Raw genomic sequence first — 18,862 nt, 5'->3', positions numbered from 1 at the left:
CGCGTGATGAGCTAAGTGTGTGCTAGCCAGCACTTGACCAATCGGGCCTGCGCGGTAAGTCTCGGGCAATGGCGTGCGGCACTGGCCACGCACGCATCGATCGGAGAGACCGCACGTGGACCGTCGTACCTTTCTCACCCTTTCCGGCATCGGTGCCGCCGGGTTGCTGCTGCCGCACACACGCCTGATCGCTGCAGAGCAACTGCTCACCCCTGCCGATGCGGCGCGCAACCGGCGCCTGGCCGACAGCGCGCTCACCACCGCCAAGGCCGCCGGTGCCAGCTACTGCGATGTGCGTGTGGGGCGCTATCTGCGCCAGTTCGTGATCACCCGCGAGGCGCAGGTAGAGAACGTAGTCAACGCCGAATCCAGCGGAGTAGGCGTGCGTGTGCTGGCCGATGGTGCATGGGGCTTCGCTGCCACCAATACGTTGACCAGCGACGGCGTGGCCACTGCCACGCGGCAGGCGGTCGCCATTGCCAGGGCGAATGCGCGCTTGGGCGGCACGCCGGTGCAACTGGCGCCGGTGACGCCGGCCGGGCAGGTCAGCTGGAAGACGCCGATCAAGAAGAACGCCATGGAAGTGCCGCTGCAGGACAAGGTGGCGCTGTTGATGGACGTCAACGCTGCGGCGCTCAACGCCGGTGCCACCTTCGTGGCCTCACGCATGTTCGCGATCAACGAGCAGAAATATTTCGCCAGCAGCGATGGCTCCTACATCGATCAGGACGTGCATCGTTTGTGGCTACCGTTCACTGTGACCGCAGTGGACAAGGCCAGCGGCAAGTTCCGCACCCGCGATGGGCTGTCTTCGCCGATGGGCATGGGCTACGAATATCTTGACGGCGATGCCAGCCAGAAGCACCGCCTGCCCGGCGGACTGGTCGGCTACGGCCACAGTTACGACGCGCGCGAAGATGCGATTGCCGCGGCCAAGCAGGCACGCGCCAAACTCACCGCACCGTCGGTGAAAGCCGGCAAGTACGATCTGGTGATCGACCCGAGCAATCTGTTCCTCACCATCCACGAATCGGTGGGCCACCCACTGGAGCTCGACCGCGTGCTCGGTTACGAGGCCAATTACGCCGGCACCAGCTTCGCCACGCTGGACAAGCGCGATGCCAGATTCCGCTGGGGCAGCGAGGCGGTGACCTTTGTCGCCGACCGCACACAGCCGGGTAGCCTGGGGGCGGTGGGTTACGACGATGAGGGCGTCAAGAGCAAGCAGTGGGAACTGGTGCGCGATGGCATCCTGGTCGATTACCAGTGCACACGCGATCAGGCGCACCTGCTCGGCAAGACGGCCTCCGATGGCTGCAGCTATGCCGATTCGTGGTCAAGTGTGCAGTTCCAGCGCATGCCCAACGTGTCGTTGGCGGCAGGCAAGCAACCGCTCGGCGTTGCCGAGATGATCAAGGATGTGGAGCGCGGGTTGTACATCCACGGGCGCGGTTCGTATTCGATCGACCAGCAGCGCTACAACGCGCAGTTCGGCGGGCAGTTGTTCTACGAAATCGAAAACGGCCAGGTCACGCGGTTGGTGGAAGATGGCGCGTATCAGATCCGCACGCCGGAATTCTGGAATGCCTGCAGTGCGGTATGCGATCAACGCGACTTCCGTCTGGGTGGTTCGTTCTTCGATGGCAAGGGCCAACCGAGTCAGGTCTCTGCGGTGTCGCATGGGTCATCCACCACACGCTTTGACGGCATCAACGTGATCAACACTGCGCGCTCGTTGGGTTAGGCGGACAACGTTTGCCCACCCGACGTCCCCCCATCCTGAGTAGCGGCCGGGTCTAGAGTCCGGGGTTGATGATATCGGTGTTGGCCAGCTGTTGGGCATACGCGGACGGGGTCATGCCGCCAATTGCTTTCTTGGGTCGCTCCTCGTTGTATTCGCGTCGCCAGCGCTCGATCTCGGTGCGTGCGTGCAGCAGTGTCGGGAACCAGTGCTCGTTGAGGCATTCATCGCGCAACCGGCTGTTGAACGATTCGACATAGGCGTTCTGATTCGGCTTGCCGGGTTGGATGAGTCGCAACTGCACGCCACGCGCATGCGCCCAGGCGACCATCGCCTTGCCGCAGAACTCCTTGCCGTTGTCGGTGCGGATCACCTGCGGCAAGCCGCGGCTGATGGCCAGCCGCTCCAGCACACGCGTCACGCCATGGCCCGAGATTGCACGCTCCACCTCGATGGCGACCGCTTCGTGTGTGGCGTCGTCCACGATCACCAGGCACTTGATCGCCCGGCCGTCGGCGGTGCGGTCGAACACAAAGTCCATCGACCACACCTGGTTGGCCTGCAATGGACGCAGCAACGGCTGACGCTCGCCCACTGGCACGTTCTTGCGCTTGCGGCGGCGGACTTGCAGCTGCTGCTCGCGGTACAAGCGCTCCACACGCTTGTAGTTCACCAGGCGCCCTTCCTGGCGCAGCTTGAGATAGATCATCCCCACGCCGTAGCGCTTGTGGCGATGCGCCAGTTCCACGATGCGCTCGCGTAGCGCAACGTTGCGGTCCTCGCGCGGGCAATAGCGCAGCGCACTGGCGCTCATGCCGATCGCGGCCAACGCGCAACGCTCGCTGGCCCCTCGCCCGATCCACTCGCGCACCAGCGCACGACGCGCCGGTGCGCTCACCATTTTTTTTGCAGTGCCTCCTTGATCAGATCGTTCTGGAACACCTGCTCGGCGAGCAGCTTCTTCAGGCGCGTGTTCTCTGCCTCCAGGTCCTTGAGTCGCTTGGCATCGGGCACGCTCATCCCGCCAAACTTGCTGCGCCACAGGTAGTAGGAGGCCTCGCTGAAGCCATGGCGCCGGCACAGATCCTTGATTGCCACGCCGCTTTCGGCTTCGCGCAGAAAGCCGATGACCTGCTCGTCAGTAAAACGCTTCTTCACGTCCAATCTCCTTCGGGTAGGGAATTGGACTCCAAACTGCGGCGCTACTCAAAATCGGGGGGACGTCGCACCGACCCCTGCCGAAAGTCATTTGACGCAGCATTCATCGCCCGGCAAGAATCGGGGATACCGCGCGCAGAGCCATGCGCGTGTCACCACACCACCTGCGCGCCGCGCGGGACTATTGGGGAGTTGCCCGTGCAGCGACGTGATTTCCTGGCCCTGACCGGGCTGACCATGGGCGGGCTGATCGTGCCGGCCTACTTCGGCAAGGCGATCGCCGCCGAGCAGTTGTTGACGCCCTTCGATGTGGGCCGCAAGAAGCGCCTGGCCGATGCCGGGCTGAATGCCGCGCGTCAGGCCGGCGCGAGCTACTGCGATGTGCGCATTGGCCGCTATCTGCGCCAGTTCGTGATCACCCGCGAAGACAAGGTGCAGAACGTGGTCAACACCGAGTCCATCGGGGCCGGCATCCGCGTCATCGTGGGCGGTGCGTGGGGCTTTGCGGCCACCAACGAGCTCACCGAACAAGGCGTGGCCAGGGCAGCCGCGCAGGCAGCGGCGATTGCCAAGGCCAACGCCAAGGTGCAGGGCACGCCGGTGCAGCTGGCGCCGACGCCGGGCGTTGGCGAAGTCAGCTGGAAGACGCCGATCAAGAAAAACGCGATGGAAGTGCCGATCAAGGACAAGGTAGATCTGCTGCTGGGTGTCAATGCCGCCGCCACTGCCGCCGGCGCCAACTTCGTCAATTCGATGCTGTTCGTGGTCAACGAACAGAAGTACTTCGCCAGCACCGATGGTTCCTACATCGATCAGGACGTGCACCGTATCTGGGCGCCGATGAGCGTGACCGCCATCGACAAGGCCAGCGGCAAGTTCCGCACCCGCGACGGGTTATCCGCCCCGATGGGCCTGGGCTACGAATATCTGGATGGCGCCGCGTCCGGCAAGTTCGTCTCGCCCAACGGCGTGGTGAATTACGGCCTGTCCTACGACATGAAGGAAGATGCGATTGCCGCGGCCAAGCAGGCGCAGGAAAAACTCAAGGCACCGTCGGTGAAGCCGGGCAAGTACGACCTGGTGCTGGACCCCTCGCACACCTGGCTCACCATCCACGAATCGGTCGGCCATCCGCTGGAGCTGGACCGTGTGCTCGGCTACGAGGCCAACTACGCCGGCACCAGCTTCGCTACGCTGGACAAGCTCAAGGCCGGTTTCCAGTACGGCAGCGACAAGGTGCACATTCTCGCCGACAAGACGCAAGCAGGCAGCCTGGGCGCGGTGGGCTACGACGATGAAGGCGTCAAGACCAAGCAGTGGGATCTGATCCGCGACGGCAAGCTGGTGGATTACCAGGCCATCCGCGATCAGGCGCATATCCTGGGCAAGACCGCCTCCGATGGCTGCTGCTACGCCGACTCGTGGTCGAGCGTGCAGTTCCAGCGCATGGCCAATGTGTCGCTGGCGGCCGGCAAGACGCCGCTGAGCGTGAGCGATTTGATCAAGAACGTGGAAAACGGCATCTACATCATTGGCGATGGCTCATTCTCCATCGACCAGCAGCGCTACAACGCACAGTTCGGTGGCCAGCTGTTCTACGAAATCAAGAATGGTGCGATCACCCGCATGCTCGAAGACGTGGCCTACCAGATCCGCACGCCGGAATTCTGGAACGCCTGCAGCGCCGTGGCCGACCAGCGCGACTACCGCCTGGGCGGCTCGTTCTTCGACGGCAAGGGCCAGCCGAGCCAGGTCTCGGCGGTCTCGCACGGTTCGTCCACCGCACGCTTCGATGGCATCAACGTCATCAGCACCGCCCGCTCGCTCGGCTGACAGGAGAAACCCACATGAGCATCCTTACCGAAGCGCAGGCCAAGGCCATTCTGGACAAGGTCATCAAGCTGTCCAAGGCCGACGAGTGCACCGCCACGCTCACCGGCTCGATCGACGGCAACATCCGTTTTGCGCTCAACAACGTGTCCACCAGCGGCATCGTCGACAACACCGACCTGCAGGTGCAGGTGGCGTTTGGCAAGCGCGTGGGCATCGCCACCATCAACGAGTTCGACGACGCTTCGCTGGAACGGGTGGTGCGCCGTGCCGAAGACCTGGCGCGGCTGGCGCCGGAAAACCCGGAGTTCATGCCGGCGGTCGACAAGCAGACCTACAAGCCCAGTCCGACCTTCAGCGAATCCACTGCCGCTGTCGACCCGGCGTTCCGTGCGCAGGTGGCCGCCGATTCGATTGCACCGTGCAAGGGCAAGGGCTTGATTGCGGCCGGCTTTCTCGAAGATGGCCAGAGCTTCACCGCGTTCGCCAACAGCAAGGGCAACTTTGGCTACCAGCGCGGCGCACGCTTCGACTACACCTGCACCGTGCGCACCGAAGACGGCCGCGGCTCGGGCTGGGTGGGGCGCAACCTGAAGGATGCCGCCGACTTCAAGGCCGAGCAGGACATCCGCATCGCGATGCGCAAGGCCAGCGATTCGGCCGAAGCCAAGGCACTGGAACCGGGCAAGTACACGGTGATCCTGGAGCCGGCCGCGGCAGCCGGGCTGATCTCCTTCATGATGAATTTCTTCGACGCACGCCGCGCCGATGAAGGCCGCAGCTTCCTGTCCAAGAAGGGCGGCGGCAACAAGCTCGGCGAGCAGGTCTACGATCCGCGCGTGAACATCACCGCCGACCCGTGGGATGCGCGTGCCGCAGTGTTGCCGTGGGACGAAGAGGGCCTGCCGCGCGAGAAGATGTCGATCGTGGAAAACGGCAAGATCGCCAACCTGCAGTATTCGCGCTACTGGGCGCAGAAGAACGGCAAGCGCGCGATCGGCGAGCCCGGCAACCTGCTGATGGCCGGTGGCGACAAGAACATTGCCGAGCTGGTGCGTGGCACCGAGAAGGGCATTCTGGTCACGCGCACCTGGTACATCCGCATGGTCGACCCGCAGACCGTGCTGCTCACCGGCCTGACCCGCGATGGCACGTTCTACATCGAAAACGGGCAGATCAAGTACCCGGTGAAGAATTTTCGCTTCAACGAATCGCCGGTGATCATGCTCAACAACATCGACGAACTCGGCAAGCCGGTGCGCGTGGCCGGTGACGAGTCCAACTTCGTGATGATGATTCCGCCGATGCGGCTGCGCGACTTTACGTTTACCTCGTTGTCGGATGCGGTGTGAGTAGGGGCCGGGACCGGGGACCAGGGACCGGGGACCGGGGAAGCAAGAGCGCGTTGCTGCAGCTTGGAGCTTCACCGATCCTCGCACTCCGGGTCCCGGGTCCCCGGTCCCCGGTCCCGGATTCACCTGCGCGTCGCCACTTCCTCGGCCTGTTGCTCGGTAGCGCTGCCACATTGGCGCTGCCGCAACGCGCGCGTGCGGCCGGTAGTTACGATTTCTGGTTCACCCGGCTGCGCTACGACTCGGGCGATTGGGACGTGGATGCGCGCATGCCGTCCAACCTGATCACCTCGTTGATCGACTACACCCAGCTGCGCGTGGACCCGCAGGAACATGTGCTGGATCTGGCCGATGCGCGCATGTTGCAGGCGCCGTTCTGCTATCTGTCCGGGCACAAGCTGGTCGAGTTCAATCCGGCCGAGCGGCGCAACTTCGAACGCTATGTGCGCAACGGCGGCTTCGTGTTCGTGGACGATTGCAATCACGATATCGACGGCTTGTTCGCCACTTCGTTCGAAGCGCAGATGGCATCGCTCTTCGGCAAGACCGCGTTGCAGAAACTGCCCAACAGCCATCGTCTCTACAACGCGTTCTTCAAGTTCCCCGATGGCCCGCCGGCCACCGGTTTCGAGCTCAATGGCTGGGGCGACGACCTGGTGCACGACTATCTCAAGGGCATCAGCATCGATGGCCGCCTCGGTGTGCTCTACAGCAACAAGGATTACGGCTGCGAATGGGATTACGACTGGCGCAACAAACGCTTCCTGGCCGAAGACAACACCAAGTTCGGCGTCAACATCGTGATGTATGCATTGACCAATTGAGATCGATCCGTAGGAGCGCGCTGGCGCGCGATGCCGCTTTATCGGTAACGCCACATCGCGCGCCAGCGCGCTCCGACGCCAGCAGCCACAGAACGAGACGTTTTCCATGACTTCCCCCAACGACGACACCCTCACCGCCCAGCTCTCCCAACTCGGCGCGCTGCGCGCGGCCTTGGCCCAGGCGGTGGTCGGCCAGGACGCGGTGGTGGAGCAATTGTTGATCGGCCTGCTGGCCGGCGGCCATTGCCTGCTGGAAGGTGCGCCCGGTCTTGGCAAGACGCTGCTGGTGCGCTCGCTGGGCCAGGCATTGGAACTGCAGTTCCGCCGTGTGCAATTCACCCCCGACCTGATGCCCAGCGACATCCTGGGCACCGAGTTGCTGGAAGAAGACCATGGCACCGGGCATCGGCATTTCCGTTTTCAGCAGGGGCCGATTTTCACCAACCTGCTGCTGGCCGATGAACTCAATCGCACCCCGCCCAAGACCCAGGCCGCTTTGCTGGAAGCGATGAGCGAACGCACGGTGAGCTATGCCGGCACCACCTATGCGCTGCCGGCGCCGTTCTTCGTGCTGGCCACGCAGAACCCGATCGAACAGGCCGGCACCTATCCGTTGCCGGAAGCGCAGCTGGATCGCTTCCTGCTGCATGTGCGGGTGGATTATCCCAGCGAGCAGGAAGAGCGCGACATCCTCACCCAGACCACCGGCAGCGCCAGCGCACAGGTGCCCAAGGTGATGGACGCCGCCAGCGTGCAGGCGCTGCAGCAGCATGTGCGGCAGGTGCACGTGGGCGCGGAGTTGCTGACCTGGATCAACCGTCTGGTGCGTGCCAGCCGTCCCGGCGCGCAGGCCAGCGAAGAAGTGCGCCAGTGGATCAAATGGGGCGCCGGCCCGCGCGCCGGGCAGTCGCTGGTGCTGGCCTCCAAGGCGCGCGCATTGCTGCATGGCCGCTTTGCCGCCACCCGCGAGGATGTGATTGCGCTTGCGGCGCCGGTGATGCGCCATCGCCTGCTGCTCTCGTTCGCCGCCGAAGCCGAACAACGCACAGCCGACGATGTGGTCGCCGCGCTGCTGCGCGCCGTGCCGTTCCCGGCGTGAGGCGCAGCCCCGCGTGAGCATGCAGGTGCCGGCCCTGATTCCTGCGGACGTACGCAGCCGCCTGCGTGGCCTGCAGCTGCGTGCGCGTCACGCACAGGGCGCGCACGGCATCGGCCAGCATGCCAGCCGCAGCCGCGGCGCCGGGCTGGAATTCGCGCAATATCGCGCTTACGAACCGGGCGATGCGCTGCGCCAGATCGACTGGAAGCTCTACGCGCGCTCGGACCGCTTCTTCGTGCGCGAAGCCGAGCGCGAAAGCCCGCTCACGCTGTGGCTGTTGCTCGATGCCACCGCCTCTGCCGGCCAGGCCGACCACGCGCGCCCCGGCCACACGCGCCTGCAGGCGATGGCGACCCTGGCCGCCTGCGCTGCGGAGATCGCGCTGCAGCAGGGCGACCAGGTCGGCCTGTTCGCGGTGCATGGCGGCGGCCTGGTGGCGGTGCCGGCCGGTGGTGGGCCGCGGCAACGCGACCGGCTGTGGCTGGCCCTGCACGGATTGCGTGCTGGCGGGCAGTGGCCGGGCATGGACGCGGTGCGCCCGCTGTGGGAACGCATCGCCACGCATGCGCTGGTGCTGTCCATCGGCGATGGCTTCGACGAAGAACTGAACGCTGCGCTGGAAAAACTCGCCGCCGCGCGCCGCGAAGTGATCCAGCTGCAAGTGCTGACCTGCGACGAACGCGATTTCAGTTTCAGCGGCGGGCACCGGTTTCGCGACCCGGAAACCGGCGAAGAACTGCTCGGCGATGGCGCAGCGATGCGCGCGGACTACCTGCAGCGCTTTGCCGCCGCACAGCGCGCGCGACAGGCGCGCTGGCAGGCCGCCGGCATTGCGCATGCCGTGCACTATCTGGATGCACCGCCCGACGCCACCCTGCGCCAGGTGTTCGCCCGGAGCATGACGCGATGAGCGCACGGGTGCAGCGCGCCGTACGGCGGGCGTGGTTGGCGGCCAGCCGGTCAGCGGCCGGCACCCCCGCCTCGCAGTGGCGCCGTCCACGCTCCTGCAGCGCAGCCGCGGTACGACCGTGTTGCGGTAACGCCGGAGCGTGGCAATGAACCTGCTCCTGCTCTTCCCCGCCGGCCTGGCCGCGCTGGCGGCGCTGCTGCTGCCGCTGCTGATCCATCTGGCCCGGCGCAGCGAACACCGGCCGACCGACTTCGCTGCGTTGCGCTGGTTGCGTGCAATGCCGCGCCCGCGCCACCGCGTGCGTTTCGACGAATGGCCGCTACTGCTGGTGCGCTTGCTGCTGCTGGCCGCCGTGGCGCTGCTGCTGGCCGAGCCGGCCATGCGCGAGCATGACGATGCACGGCCGCGCGTCGCGCTCAGCCCCGGGGTCGATATGGCCGCCGCACGCCAGCTCGGCCACGCCGCGAACGCGCAGTGGGTCTGGCTGGCACCGGGTTTCCCGCCGGTCGATGCAGATGCGGATGCCGATACCCCGACCACAGCCGCCACGCCCGCCAATGCCCCGCAGCCGGTCTCCAGCCTGTTGCGCGAACTCGATGCCAGCCTGCCGCCGGGCGCCGCGCTCAGCGTCGTCGTGCCGGCCCAGTGGGGCCCGCTGGATGCGCAACGCCTGCAGGTATCGCGCCAGGTGCGCTGGCACGTGGTGCCCGGCCGTTCGCCGGTGACGGCGCCCGCCGCTGCCGCGCCGCTGCGCCTGCAGGCGATTGCCGACGATAGTGCCGCACCGGCCCTGCGCTATCTGCGCGCCGTGCATGCCGCCTGGGCGCTGCCGGGCAGCCTGCCGGTGGGCACGCCGGCCGCGGCCCAGCCGGCGCGCTGGGCTCCCGGCATGGTGGTGGCCTGGCTGCCGCACAGCGCCCCGCCAGCGCCGGTGATGGCCTGGGTCGCGGCCGGCGGCCAGTTGCTGGTGGATGCGCAGACACCCCTCCCGGCCAACCTCGCCGCCACGCTGCAGCCGGTGCAACAGGCCGCCTCCGGCGAACCAGTGATCGATGCCGCCGCACTCGGCCGCGGGCGCGTGCTGCGGTGGGCTGCACCGCTGCAGCCGCAGCAACTGCCTGCGCTGCTGGAGGCCGATTTCCCCACCCGCCTGCACGACGCCCTGCAGCCGGCGCCCACACCACAGCGCGCGCTGGCGCAGACCCAGCAACCGCAGCGCGGTGCCGCCACGCGCCTGAGCACCGCACCCTGGCCGCTGGCGCCGTGGCTGATCGGCCTGGTGCTGCTGCTGTTCGCGCTCGAACGCTGGCTCGCCACCTCGCCGCGCCGGGCCAACGCCGCATGAGCACGCCGGCGCTGCAGCAGGCGTGGCAGGCGGCACGGCGGCGCCAGGCTGCAGGCGTGCTGCTGTTCGGGCTGCCGCTGGCGGCGGTGCCGGCGGCGCTGGCGTGGCGGGCCGGTGCGCCGGCAGCGGTGGTTGCGCTGCTGCTCCTGGGCCTGCTGGCAGTGCTCGGCGTGGCAGCGCTGGCGGCGCGGCGGCTCGACCAAACCTGGCTGATCCGCCGGCTGGACCGCGAGACCGATCTGGAAGACAGCAGCGATTTGCTGTTCGCCCCGCTCACCCAGCTCGGCCCGCTACAGGCCTTGCAACGGCAACGCCTGGAGCAGCGCCTGCGCAGCAGCCCGCGCGATCTGCGCCCGGCCTGGCCGTGGCGGCGCGCATGGCCGTGGAGCGCGGTCGGTGTGCTCGCCTGCGCCACGTTGCTGCTGTGGCCATCACCGGCCACCCAACGCACGCCGCCAGCCGAGCGCGTGGCCGCCGCGCGCGCCGGCAGCGGCGCGCCCACGCTGCGGCAGGCGCAGCTACGCAGCAGCCCGCCCGGCTACACCGGCCTGCCTGCCACGCGCCTGCCCGGGCTGGATGCGCGGGTGCCCGCCGGCACCCGGCTGGATTGGCAACTGCAGGTCAGCCCGGCGCCGCGCAGCGTGGCGCTGCGGCTCACCGATGGCCGCACCGTCGCACTGGCCCGGCAAGGCGGCAGCGATACGTGGCAAGGCCACTGGATCGCCGAGCGCGCCAGCCTGTACCGCGTCCTCATCGACGGCAGCCCGGCGGACCGCCAGCTGCATCGGCTGGACGTGCTGCCCGACCGCCCACCGCAGGTGCGCGTGCTCGCGCCCGAGCAGAGCCTGGTGCTGTGGACGCCGGCCAATGGCAGCTGGGCGTTGCGCTTCGAAGCCAGCGACGATTACGCCGTCGCCGCCAGCGCCGAGCTGCGCCTCACCCTGGCCCAGGGCAGCGGCGAAAACATCACCTTTACCACCCAGCGCCGCACGCTCACCGGCAGCGGCCCGGCCCGGCAACGCAGCTTCGCCACCACGCTGCAGCCGCAGGCCTTGGGCATGGCGGCCGGCGACGACCTGATCGCCCAGCTCATCGTCCACGACACCCGCCAGCCCGCCCCGCAGGAAGGCCGCAGCGCCAGCGTGATCCTGCGCTGGCCGCCGCCCGAACAGACCATGGCCGCCGGCCTGGACGCCAGCGTCAAGCAGACCTTGCCGGCCTATTTCCGCAGCCAGCGCCAGATCATCATCGACGCGCAGGCGCTGCTGAAGGAACAACCGCGCCTGGACGCGGCCACGTTCCTCAAGCGCTCCGATGCCATTGGCGTGGACCAGCGCCTGCTGCGGCTGCGCTACGGCCAGTTTCTGGGCGAAGAAAGCGAAGGCGCGCCGCAAGGTCCGCCGACTGCCGACGCGCCACCCACCAGCGACGCCCCGGCCAACGACCTGCCGACCGCCGACATGCCCACTGCCGATGCGCCAAGCACGCCCGCCGCTCCTGCAGACACCCACGCGCACGCCGGGCATGACCACGACGATCACGCTCACGCCAGTGCTGCCGAACCCGGCGCCGCCGCGCTGGACGACCACGACCACGACCACGGCAGCGGCAGCGGCAGCGGCCGGCCCGAGCGCAGCAGCTTCGGCCAGGCGCAGAACGTGCTGGCCGAATTCGGCCATACCCACGACCACGCCGAAGCCGCCACCCTGCTCGACCCACAGACCCGCGCCCTGCTGCGCGCCGCGCTGGACCAGATGTGGCAATCCGAAGGCGAGCTGCGCCAGGGCCACCCCGAGCGCGCGCTGCCCTATGCCAACAAGGCGCTGGGCTTCATCAAGCAGGTGCAGCAGGCCGAGCGCATCTACCTGGCGCGGGTCGGCACACAGCTACCGCCGATCGACCCCAGCCGGCGCCTGAGCGGCAAGCGCGATGGGCTGGGCGACCGCGCCGCCGGGCTGGACACCCGCCCGGACCCGGACCCGTCGGCGTTGCAGCTGTGGGAGGCACTGGGCGAGCCAGCCGCGGTGCCCGACGCCACCCTGGCCCGCTACGCGCAATGGCTGCAAAGCCGCCAGGACCAGCTGCACGACCCGCTGAGCCTGGCCGCGGCCGTGGAAACCCTGCGCGCAGAACCCGGCTGCGCCAGCTGCCGCGCCCAGCTGCGCGCCCAGGTCTGGCGCACCCTGCTCGCCCCGCCGGCAGCGCCGCATCGCCGCGCCGCACCCGACGCCCGCGGCCAGCGCTACCTGGATGCGCTGCGCCAGGAGACGCAACCGTGAGTCCGCGCCTGATCCGGCTTCTTCCGATGCACCCGTCGATCGGCCCGACGATGTTTGCAGGCGTGGCAGCAAACAGTCCGCTTGCGTGGGCGCAGACCGCATCGCCAGGTGTGTCCGACCGCTGCTCTCTGGATGCGCTGCGCCAGGAGCAGCAAGCATGACGCTCGCCTTGCCCTGGCTGGTCGGCGCGGCATTGCTGCTGATCGCCGGCATCGGCTGCACGCGCCTGCTGCGGGCGCACGCCCGGCAACCGCGTTCGCGCACCCGGCTGTGGCTGCTGCTTGCTGCCCAACCGCTGCTCGCCGCATTGCTTTATCCGGTGCTGCTACCACCGCCGCGCACCGCCAGCGGTGGGGAACTGCATGTCGCCACCGCCGACACCACCGCCGCGCAGGTCCCCACCAGCGATGCTGCACACTGGGTCGCCTTGCCCGAGGCGCCCGCGCTACCTGGCGTGACGCGGGTGCCGGATCTGGCCACTGCGCTGCGCCGCGCGCCCGGCACCACCGCGCTCGTCGTGCATGGCAGCGGCCTGCCCGCGCGCGACCGCGAAGGCATGCGCGTCCCGCTGCGGCTGGCGCTCAATCCGCCGCCGCACGGGTTGGTCGCCGTGTCGACAGCGCCGCCGGTGGCGCCGGGCGAGGTCATCACGGTCAGTGCGCAGCTGCAGGGCATGCCGGGCGGGCGCGTGGAACTGCTTGATCCGGCCGGCCAGGTGGTGGACGGCGCAGTGGCCGATCGCGCCGGGCGCGTGCGCCTGCGTGGCCTGGCCCGCGCGCCCGGCCAGGTGCTGTTCGCCGCGCGCGCGCGCGATGCCGATGGTGTCGAACGCAGCCGCGTGCAGGTGCCGGTGCTGGTTGCCGCTGTAGCGCCGGCGCGCGTGCTGCTGCTGGCGGGCGCGCCGCAGCCGGAACTGAAATACCTGCGTCGCTGGGCCAGCGATGCCGGGCTGGAGGTGCGCAGCCAGATTGTGGTCGGCCCCGGCATCCAGCTCGGGGACGGCGCCACGCTGGATGCGGCCAGCCTGGACCGGCTCGACCTGCTGGTGGTCGACACACGCCGCCTGGTCGCACTGGGCAACGCGCAGCGTCAGACCGTGCACGCGGCGATCCAGCGCGGCCTGGGCGTCCTGGTGCGCACCGACGGGCCACTGGACGCCGCCACCCGCGCCGCCCTGGCCGAGCTGGGCCTTGCGGTCAGCGGCGGCAGCACCAGCAGCCCGCTGCCCGCACCGCAGCGGCTGGCCTCGCCAAGCTTGCCCACCGAAGCGGCCGGCCCCCTCGGCGACACCCCGACGCTGGCGCCGCTGCAACGTCGCGAGCTGCAACCGCAGGCCACCGACGCCCTGATCGCCGCACGTGCCGACGACGGCAGCGCCCTGGGCTGGTGGCGCGCACAAGGCCGCGGGCGCATCGGCATCGGCCTGATCGAAGACAGCTTCGCGCTGGTGCTGGCCGGCCGCAGCGACCTGCATGCCGCGCTCTGGGCGCAGTTGTCCGGCGCCGTCGCCCGCCCCGGCGGCGGCGCCCCCGCCCCGGTGCAGCAAGGCTGGGCGCAGCAACGCATCACCCTGTGCGACCTCGGTGCCGGCGCCTTCGTGACGGACCCCAACCAGGCCCGCCAGCCGCTGCTGCCCGAGCGCAACGGCAACGCGCCGCCCTGCGCCGGCTACTGGCCCGCAACCCCTGGCTGGCAGCGCCTGCACAACGGCACCACGCAACGCTGGCTCTACATCCGCGCGCCCAACGACGCCCCGGCCATGTACGCGCAGCAACTGCGCGCCGCCACCATCGCCCTGGCGGCAACCACCGTCTCGGCTCCCATCGCCACTGCTGTCTCCCAACCCGGCGCGCGCTGGCCGTGGCTGCTCGCCTGGCTCAGCGTGGCGGCAGCGCTGTGGTGGCTGGAACGGCGGCGACCTTCGCCACCGGTTGCGGTGGCAGGCGCTTGAACGCTCTACAAGCCAACCTTGCAGATGGCATTGCCCGGCGAGCTAACCCGCTGCGGCAACCAGCGCCACGCATGCTCAAGCGCAGCGTGTGCTGGTCCAGATCAGATAGCCCTGCCGATCACACCGTTCGCTCGTAGCATCGATAACCGCTTCTCAATCGGCTGCGCTCGGCGAGCCGGCGATTCAATTCTCAACCGTCATCCGCCGCCACACCCGGCAGTGATTGTTCGCCGGCATTGCAATGTCGTCGATCAGCTGCAACCCAACCGATGCTGCCAGCGCATCCACCGCTTCGGCATCGCGGATGCCCGATGCAGGGTCGCGTTCGCGCAGCATCGCATCGAAGGCGCGATTGCTGTCGCTGGTGAACTGACCATCGCGGTTGAACGGCCCGTACACCACCAGCACTGCCTGCGGTGCCATCACTGCGGATAAGCCTGCAAACAGGGCCTGCACCTGCGGCCAGCCCATGATGTGCAAGGTGTTGGCGCTGTAGATCGCATCGAAACCATGCTGGCCATCGAGCAGTACGGGCAAGGCCGGCAGTGGCGCCAAACCAGGCGTCGGCGTCAGCACCGCCTGCATGGCGATGGGCCGCAGCGTATTGGGCAACGCGGCCTCGTCCAGCCAGAGCTGCATGCCCGGCAAGTGATCTGCATGGTCGCTGGCCTGCCACTGCAACCACGGCATCGCCGCGGCGAAATACACGGCGTGCTGCCCGGTGCCTGCGCCGATTTCCAGCACGTGCTGCCGGTCGGCGAAGTGCATACGCAACACATCCAGAATTGGCTCGCGGTTACGCGCAGAGGCAGGAGAAAAGGGTTTGGTCATGATCAAAATCTGTCGTGGTGAAGACGATTATCGCGTAGCAGAAATGTTCAGCGGCAACCACTCAGCAGCATGATGCCGCACGGGCTCATTGCAGTTGGCCTGCGCCGCATGTCACTACCTCGGCCGCACCGGCAACACGTCTTGCACAGCAAAGACCCACGCAGTGTCAGCGTCGCATCACGTGGTTCGCATCACCGCGGCGGTGGCAATGCCTCATACGCGCGCCGCACCGCATCTTCGCCGAACTGCCGTTCCAGCCGGCGCACGATGAAATGCCCGCGCGCCATCGCCTGGAAGTGGCGCATGAACACGGTATTGAGCGTGGCGCCACTGACCGCGCCAACCAGCGGCACTGCCTGCACGGCAAGTTTTTCGCCCACGTTGACCGAAAACTTCGCCGCGACACGCGAGACCAGCGAGACCAACGCCGGTGCGCCTTTGCTGGCGAAGCCGTGGGCGGCCACATAACTGGCGGCGGCGCTCAATTGCTGCGCCATTGCCGCGCGCACTGCGAAATAGCCCGATTCGGCACCATCGTCGCTGGCGCTACGGCCGCCATGCGCCAGCACTTCCAGGCAGGCCAGCGCGGTTTCCGGGTCGTGCAGCGATTCGCCTTCGGCGCGAGCGATATCAGCGATGGAGCGCAGCATCACCGTGGTGGTCACCGGCAGCTCCACCATCAGCCCCGGCAGGCCGAAAAAGCCGCCCGCGCCCCCGGCAACCGCCACCGCCAGCGTGTGCCGCGTGGTGGATGCCGGCTGCTGCACCGCAGCCTTGCCACGCAGGCTCAGCAACGCCGATTTCATCGCCACCTGCAACGCGCGGCGGGTCACGCCATCGATGCTGCGGGTCACCATCTTGGGCAGCCGTTTGCTGATCAGGCTCTCGATCGGGGCGCCCAGCGCATTGGCCAGTTGCGCCGCAACACCGGGGTTTTCCAGCAATGCGTGGGCGATGGCCAGATCGCGCTGCGCGGCAGCGTCCATCACCGGTATCGGAAGCGTCGTCATGCCTGGCTCTTCGTGGTTGGGGCCTGGGCCGATGGTACCCAGCGCCATGTGAGCGCCGTACAAGCGAACGGGACCCTATTGGGCTTGGGGCGCAATTGGCTGTTAAAATGCGCGATCATCGGTGTCTACGCAGTGATTGCCTACCATGATGAATCGTGAGATCCGCCATAGCGTCGTCATTGCTGCTGCACCGGAAGTGGTGTCCGCTGCACTGTCCGAGCCCCGGCAGTTCACCGGTTGGTGGACGCGCGAAGTGAGCCTGATCGACGATCTGGTGCGTCTGGACTGGCGCCAGCAGGGCTGGCGGGTGGAGTTGCGGATTGATGAAGGCGCCGATCATCGGCTGGTGTCCTGGCGCTGCCACGACTCCAACATGCTCGACAGCGATGCCTGGAAGGGCACGGTGATGCGCTTCGAGCTGCGCCCCACCAGCCAGGGCACGCAAGTGGATTTCGTGCAGTCCGGCTACCGCGATTCGCCCTGCAAGGAGGCCTGCGCGCGCGGCTGGCGGTTCTTCCTGGGCAGCAGCCTCAAACGCTATGTGGAAACCGGCGAAGGCGCGCCTTCGGCCGATATGCCCCTGCCCGAATCGCCCGATCAGCGCCCGCACGTAGCGCGTTGAGCACGGCGGAAACGCCGATCGCTCACGCCGTACGCGGCTGGCCCATCGAAGGCGGCGTGCTCACCGGCAACTGTGCATCCACCGTCACCGGGCTGTCGGCCTGCAACAGCGCGCGCGCTTCGGCAGCGCTGGCCACCGCCGGCGGTGAGCCACGCAACGGCAGGCCTGCGGTTTCGCGCACGAACAGCATGGTCACCAGGCCAATGGCCGCCGCGCCCATCAGGTAGTACGCCGGCACCAAGGGGTCGCCGGTGCGCTCCACCAGCCAGGCGGTAACCAATGGCGTGGTGCCGCCGAACAACGAGACCGAGACGTTGAAGCCGATCGACAACGCGCTGTAGCGCACCGGTGTGTAGAACAATGCCGGCAAGGTGGACGGCATCGAACTGGTAAAGCACACCAGCGCCAGACCCAGCAGCATCAGGCCGAGGAAGATCAGCCCGTCGTGGCCGCTGCCGATCAGCAGCAGGCACGGGATCGCCAACGCAAACAGCGCAATGCAGGCGCCGATGATCATCGGCCGCCGGCCCAGCTTGTCGCTGAACATGCCGCCGACGATGTTGAGCGGCATCATCACCAGCATCACCAGGATGATCAGCAGCAAGCCCTTGCTTTCGGCATAGCCCATGGTGACGCTGAGATAGCTGGGCATGTAGGTCAGCAGCATGTAATCGGTGACGTTGAACACCAGCACCAGCCCAACGCACTTGAGCAATTGCGGCCAGTGCAGGCATAGCAGCGTCATCAGCCCCTGCGCGGCGGTCTGCCGCTCGCGCTGCTCGGATTGTTCGGTGTAGGCGCGAAATGCCGGGGTTTCTTCCAGTTTCATGCGCATGTACAAGCCGAGCAGGCCCAGCGGGCCGGCGATCAGGAACGGCACGCGCCAGCCCCAGTCGAGCATCTGCGCCGGCGTCACGCTCATGTGCAATGCAGTGACGGTGGCGGCGCCGGCGATATAGCCGCCCAGCGTGCCGAATTCCAGCCAGCTGCCCATCAGGCCGCGATTGCGGTCGGTGGCGTATTCGGCAATGAAGGTGGCCGCGCCACCGTATTCGCCACCGGTGGAAAACCCCTGCAGCAAACGCGCCAGCAACAGCAGCGCGGGCGCCCACAGGCCGATGCGCTCGTAGGCGGGAATCAGGCCGATGCTGAAGGTGCCCAGCGCCATCAGGATCATCGTGGCCGCCAGCACTTTCTGCCGCCCGTAACGGTCGCCGAGCGGGCCGAACACCAGCCCGCCGATCGGCCGCACCAGAAAGGCCACGGTGAAGGTGGCGAAGGTGGCGATCAACTGTGCGGTCGGGTTGCTGGCCGGGAAGAACACCTGGCCCAGCGTCACCGCCAGATAGCCGTACACGCCGAAGTCGAACCACTCCATCGCATTGCCCAGCGCGGCCGCGCCCACGGCCTTGCGCAGCATGCCGCGGTCCACCACGGTCACCTCATTCAGTTGCAGTTGGCGGCGGCGTTTGAACCAACCGAAGTGCGAACGCATCGCGCGGGCATCGTGCATGTGTGGTCTCCGTAAGTGGCGCCTTGCGATTGCTCGTCGGGCGCAGGCCATCGCTGCCCGCTCGCCCTGGCAACGCGCAGGACACGGCACATCACGCAAGCACGGCAGCGCATTGCACTGGATGACGCCGGAGGCATTCCCGGACGGCCGCGTGAGGTCAGCGACGCTGCGGGACAGACGACCAAGGGATGGGCAGTGCCCAGGGGCTTGATCAGCGCGCCATGTTACACCAGCGTGCAATGTGCTGCAGGCGCAGCTGTGCGCGGCGCTGAATTCGCCGTGTTTTTCAGGAGTTTCAGACGCAACCGCGCATTCATCACCATGCACACATCGTGCAGGCGCACTTGCGCGCGCTGCGCATTCCAATGAAGCGCTATCGCGACCGAGGTCGCTCCTA

At 67.7% G+C, this 18,862-nt stretch carries 15 protein-coding genes; 11 read left to right on the top strand and 4 right to left on the bottom strand.

The features are described 5' to 3' along the window. Positions 1-115 precede the first annotated feature (115 nt). Positions 116-1,744: a TldD/PmbA family protein gene (locus M3O59_RS00360; RefSeq protein WP_181920620.1), complete on the top strand. Its 1,629-nt coding sequence runs from the start codon at positions 116-118 to the stop codon at positions 1,742-1,744. Between the two features lie 52 nt (positions 1,745-1,796). Here the strand turns inward: M3O59_RS00360 and M3O59_RS00355 are convergent. Next, a protein-coding gene (locus M3O59_RS00355; protein ID WP_373418987.1) for an IS3 family transposase occupies positions 1,797-2,899 on the bottom strand; the annotation gives its coding sequence in 2 pieces (ribosomal slippage) (positions 1,797-2,650 and positions 2,650-2,899; 1,104 coding nt in all). Between the two features lie 198 nt (positions 2,900-3,097). On the opposite strand from M3O59_RS00355, the gene M3O59_RS00350 reads away from it, so the two are divergent. The 9 genes from M3O59_RS00350 to M3O59_RS00310 all read left to right on the top strand — a co-directional run bounded on the left by M3O59_RS00350 (position 3,098) and on the right by M3O59_RS00310 (position 14,489). Beyond that, entirely contained in the window at positions 3,098-4,732 is a 1,635-nt protein-coding gene (locus M3O59_RS00350; RefSeq protein WP_181920544.1) for a TldD/PmbA family protein, read from the top strand. 14 nt (positions 4,733-4,746) lie between these two features. Continuing rightward, entirely contained in the window at positions 4,747-6,081 is a 1,335-nt protein-coding gene (locus M3O59_RS00345) for a TldD/PmbA family protein (protein WP_116905815.1), read from the top strand. After that, the gene (locus M3O59_RS00340) at positions 6,078-6,905 is read left to right on the top strand and encodes a DUF4159 domain-containing protein (RefSeq protein ID WP_116905814.1); all 828 of its coding nucleotides are present in this window, start codon (positions 6,078-6,080) and stop codon (positions 6,903-6,905) included. Before M3O59_RS00345 ends, M3O59_RS00340 begins: the two co-directional genes overlap by 4 nt. 106 nt (positions 6,906-7,011) lie before the next feature. After that, positions 7,012-8,004 (top strand): AAA family ATPase, encoded by a 993-nt coding sequence (locus tag M3O59_RS00335; RefSeq protein WP_064630170.1) that lies wholly within the window; start codon positions 7,012-7,014, stop codon positions 8,002-8,004. A 19-nt stretch (positions 8,005-8,023) separates the two neighbouring features. Continuing rightward, positions 8,024-8,914, top strand: a complete 891-nt coding sequence (locus tag M3O59_RS00330) for a DUF58 domain-containing protein (RefSeq protein ID WP_283160917.1) — start codon at positions 8,024-8,026, stop codon at positions 8,912-8,914. 145 nt (positions 8,915-9,059) lie between these two features. Further along, positions 9,060-10,259 (top strand): BatA domain-containing protein, encoded by a 1,200-nt coding sequence (locus M3O59_RS00325; RefSeq protein WP_116905813.1) that lies wholly within the window; start codon positions 9,060-9,062, stop codon positions 10,257-10,259. Next, positions 10,256-12,538 carry a hypothetical protein gene (locus M3O59_RS00320; RefSeq protein ID WP_181920543.1) on the top strand — a complete coding sequence of 761 codons (2,283 nt, stop codon included), beginning with the start codon at positions 10,256-10,258 and terminating at the stop codon, positions 12,536-12,538. The genes M3O59_RS00325 and M3O59_RS00320 overlap by 4 nt, the downstream gene beginning before the upstream one ends. Beyond that, entirely contained in the window at positions 12,535-12,699 is a 165-nt protein-coding gene (locus M3O59_RS00315; protein WP_161945018.1) for a hypothetical protein, read from the top strand. Before M3O59_RS00320 ends, M3O59_RS00315 begins: the two co-directional genes overlap by 4 nt. Then, positions 12,696-14,489 (top strand): hypothetical protein, encoded by a 1,794-nt coding sequence (locus M3O59_RS00310; protein ID WP_064630160.1) that lies wholly within the window; start codon positions 12,696-12,698, stop codon positions 14,487-14,489. Before M3O59_RS00315 ends, M3O59_RS00310 begins: the two co-directional genes overlap by 4 nt. Before the next feature lie 183 nt (positions 14,490-14,672). Here the strand turns inward: M3O59_RS00310 and M3O59_RS00305 are convergent, their stop codons facing one another. Then, the gene (locus M3O59_RS00305; RefSeq protein ID WP_064630157.1) at positions 14,673-15,320 is read right to left on the bottom strand and encodes a DUF938 domain-containing protein; all 648 of its coding nucleotides are present in this window, start codon (positions 15,318-15,320) and stop codon (positions 14,673-14,675) included. Between the two features lie 191 nt (positions 15,321-15,511). After that, positions 15,512-16,306, bottom strand: coding sequence for an EcsC family protein (locus M3O59_RS00300; RefSeq protein WP_064630155.1), 795 nt, complete (start codon positions 16,304-16,306; stop codon positions 15,512-15,514). A gap of 172 nt (positions 16,307-16,478) precedes the next feature. On the opposite strand from M3O59_RS00300, the gene M3O59_RS00295 reads away from it, so the two are divergent. Beyond that, a complete protein-coding gene (locus M3O59_RS00295; RefSeq protein ID WP_064630362.1) occupies positions 16,479-16,952 on the top strand; it encodes an SRPBCC family protein in 474 nt (157 codons plus the stop codon). 22 nt (positions 16,953-16,974) lie between these two features. On the opposite strand, the gene proP is transcribed toward M3O59_RS00295, so the two are convergent. Further along, positions 16,975-18,465: a glycine betaine/L-proline transporter ProP gene (gene proP / locus M3O59_RS00290; RefSeq protein WP_116905811.1), complete on the bottom strand. Its 1,491-nt coding sequence runs from the start codon at positions 18,463-18,465 to the stop codon at positions 16,975-16,977. Positions 18,466-18,862: the final 397 nt, after the last annotated feature.

The organism is Xanthomonas nasturtii, assembly GCF_023337365.3.
GTDB classification, from domain to species: Bacteria; Pseudomonadota; Gammaproteobacteria; order Xanthomonadales; family Xanthomonadaceae; genus Xanthomonas; species Xanthomonas nasturtii.
The sequence above is the reverse complement of the archived record's forward strand: the minus strand, read 5'-3'. Positions and strand labels throughout refer to the sequence as shown.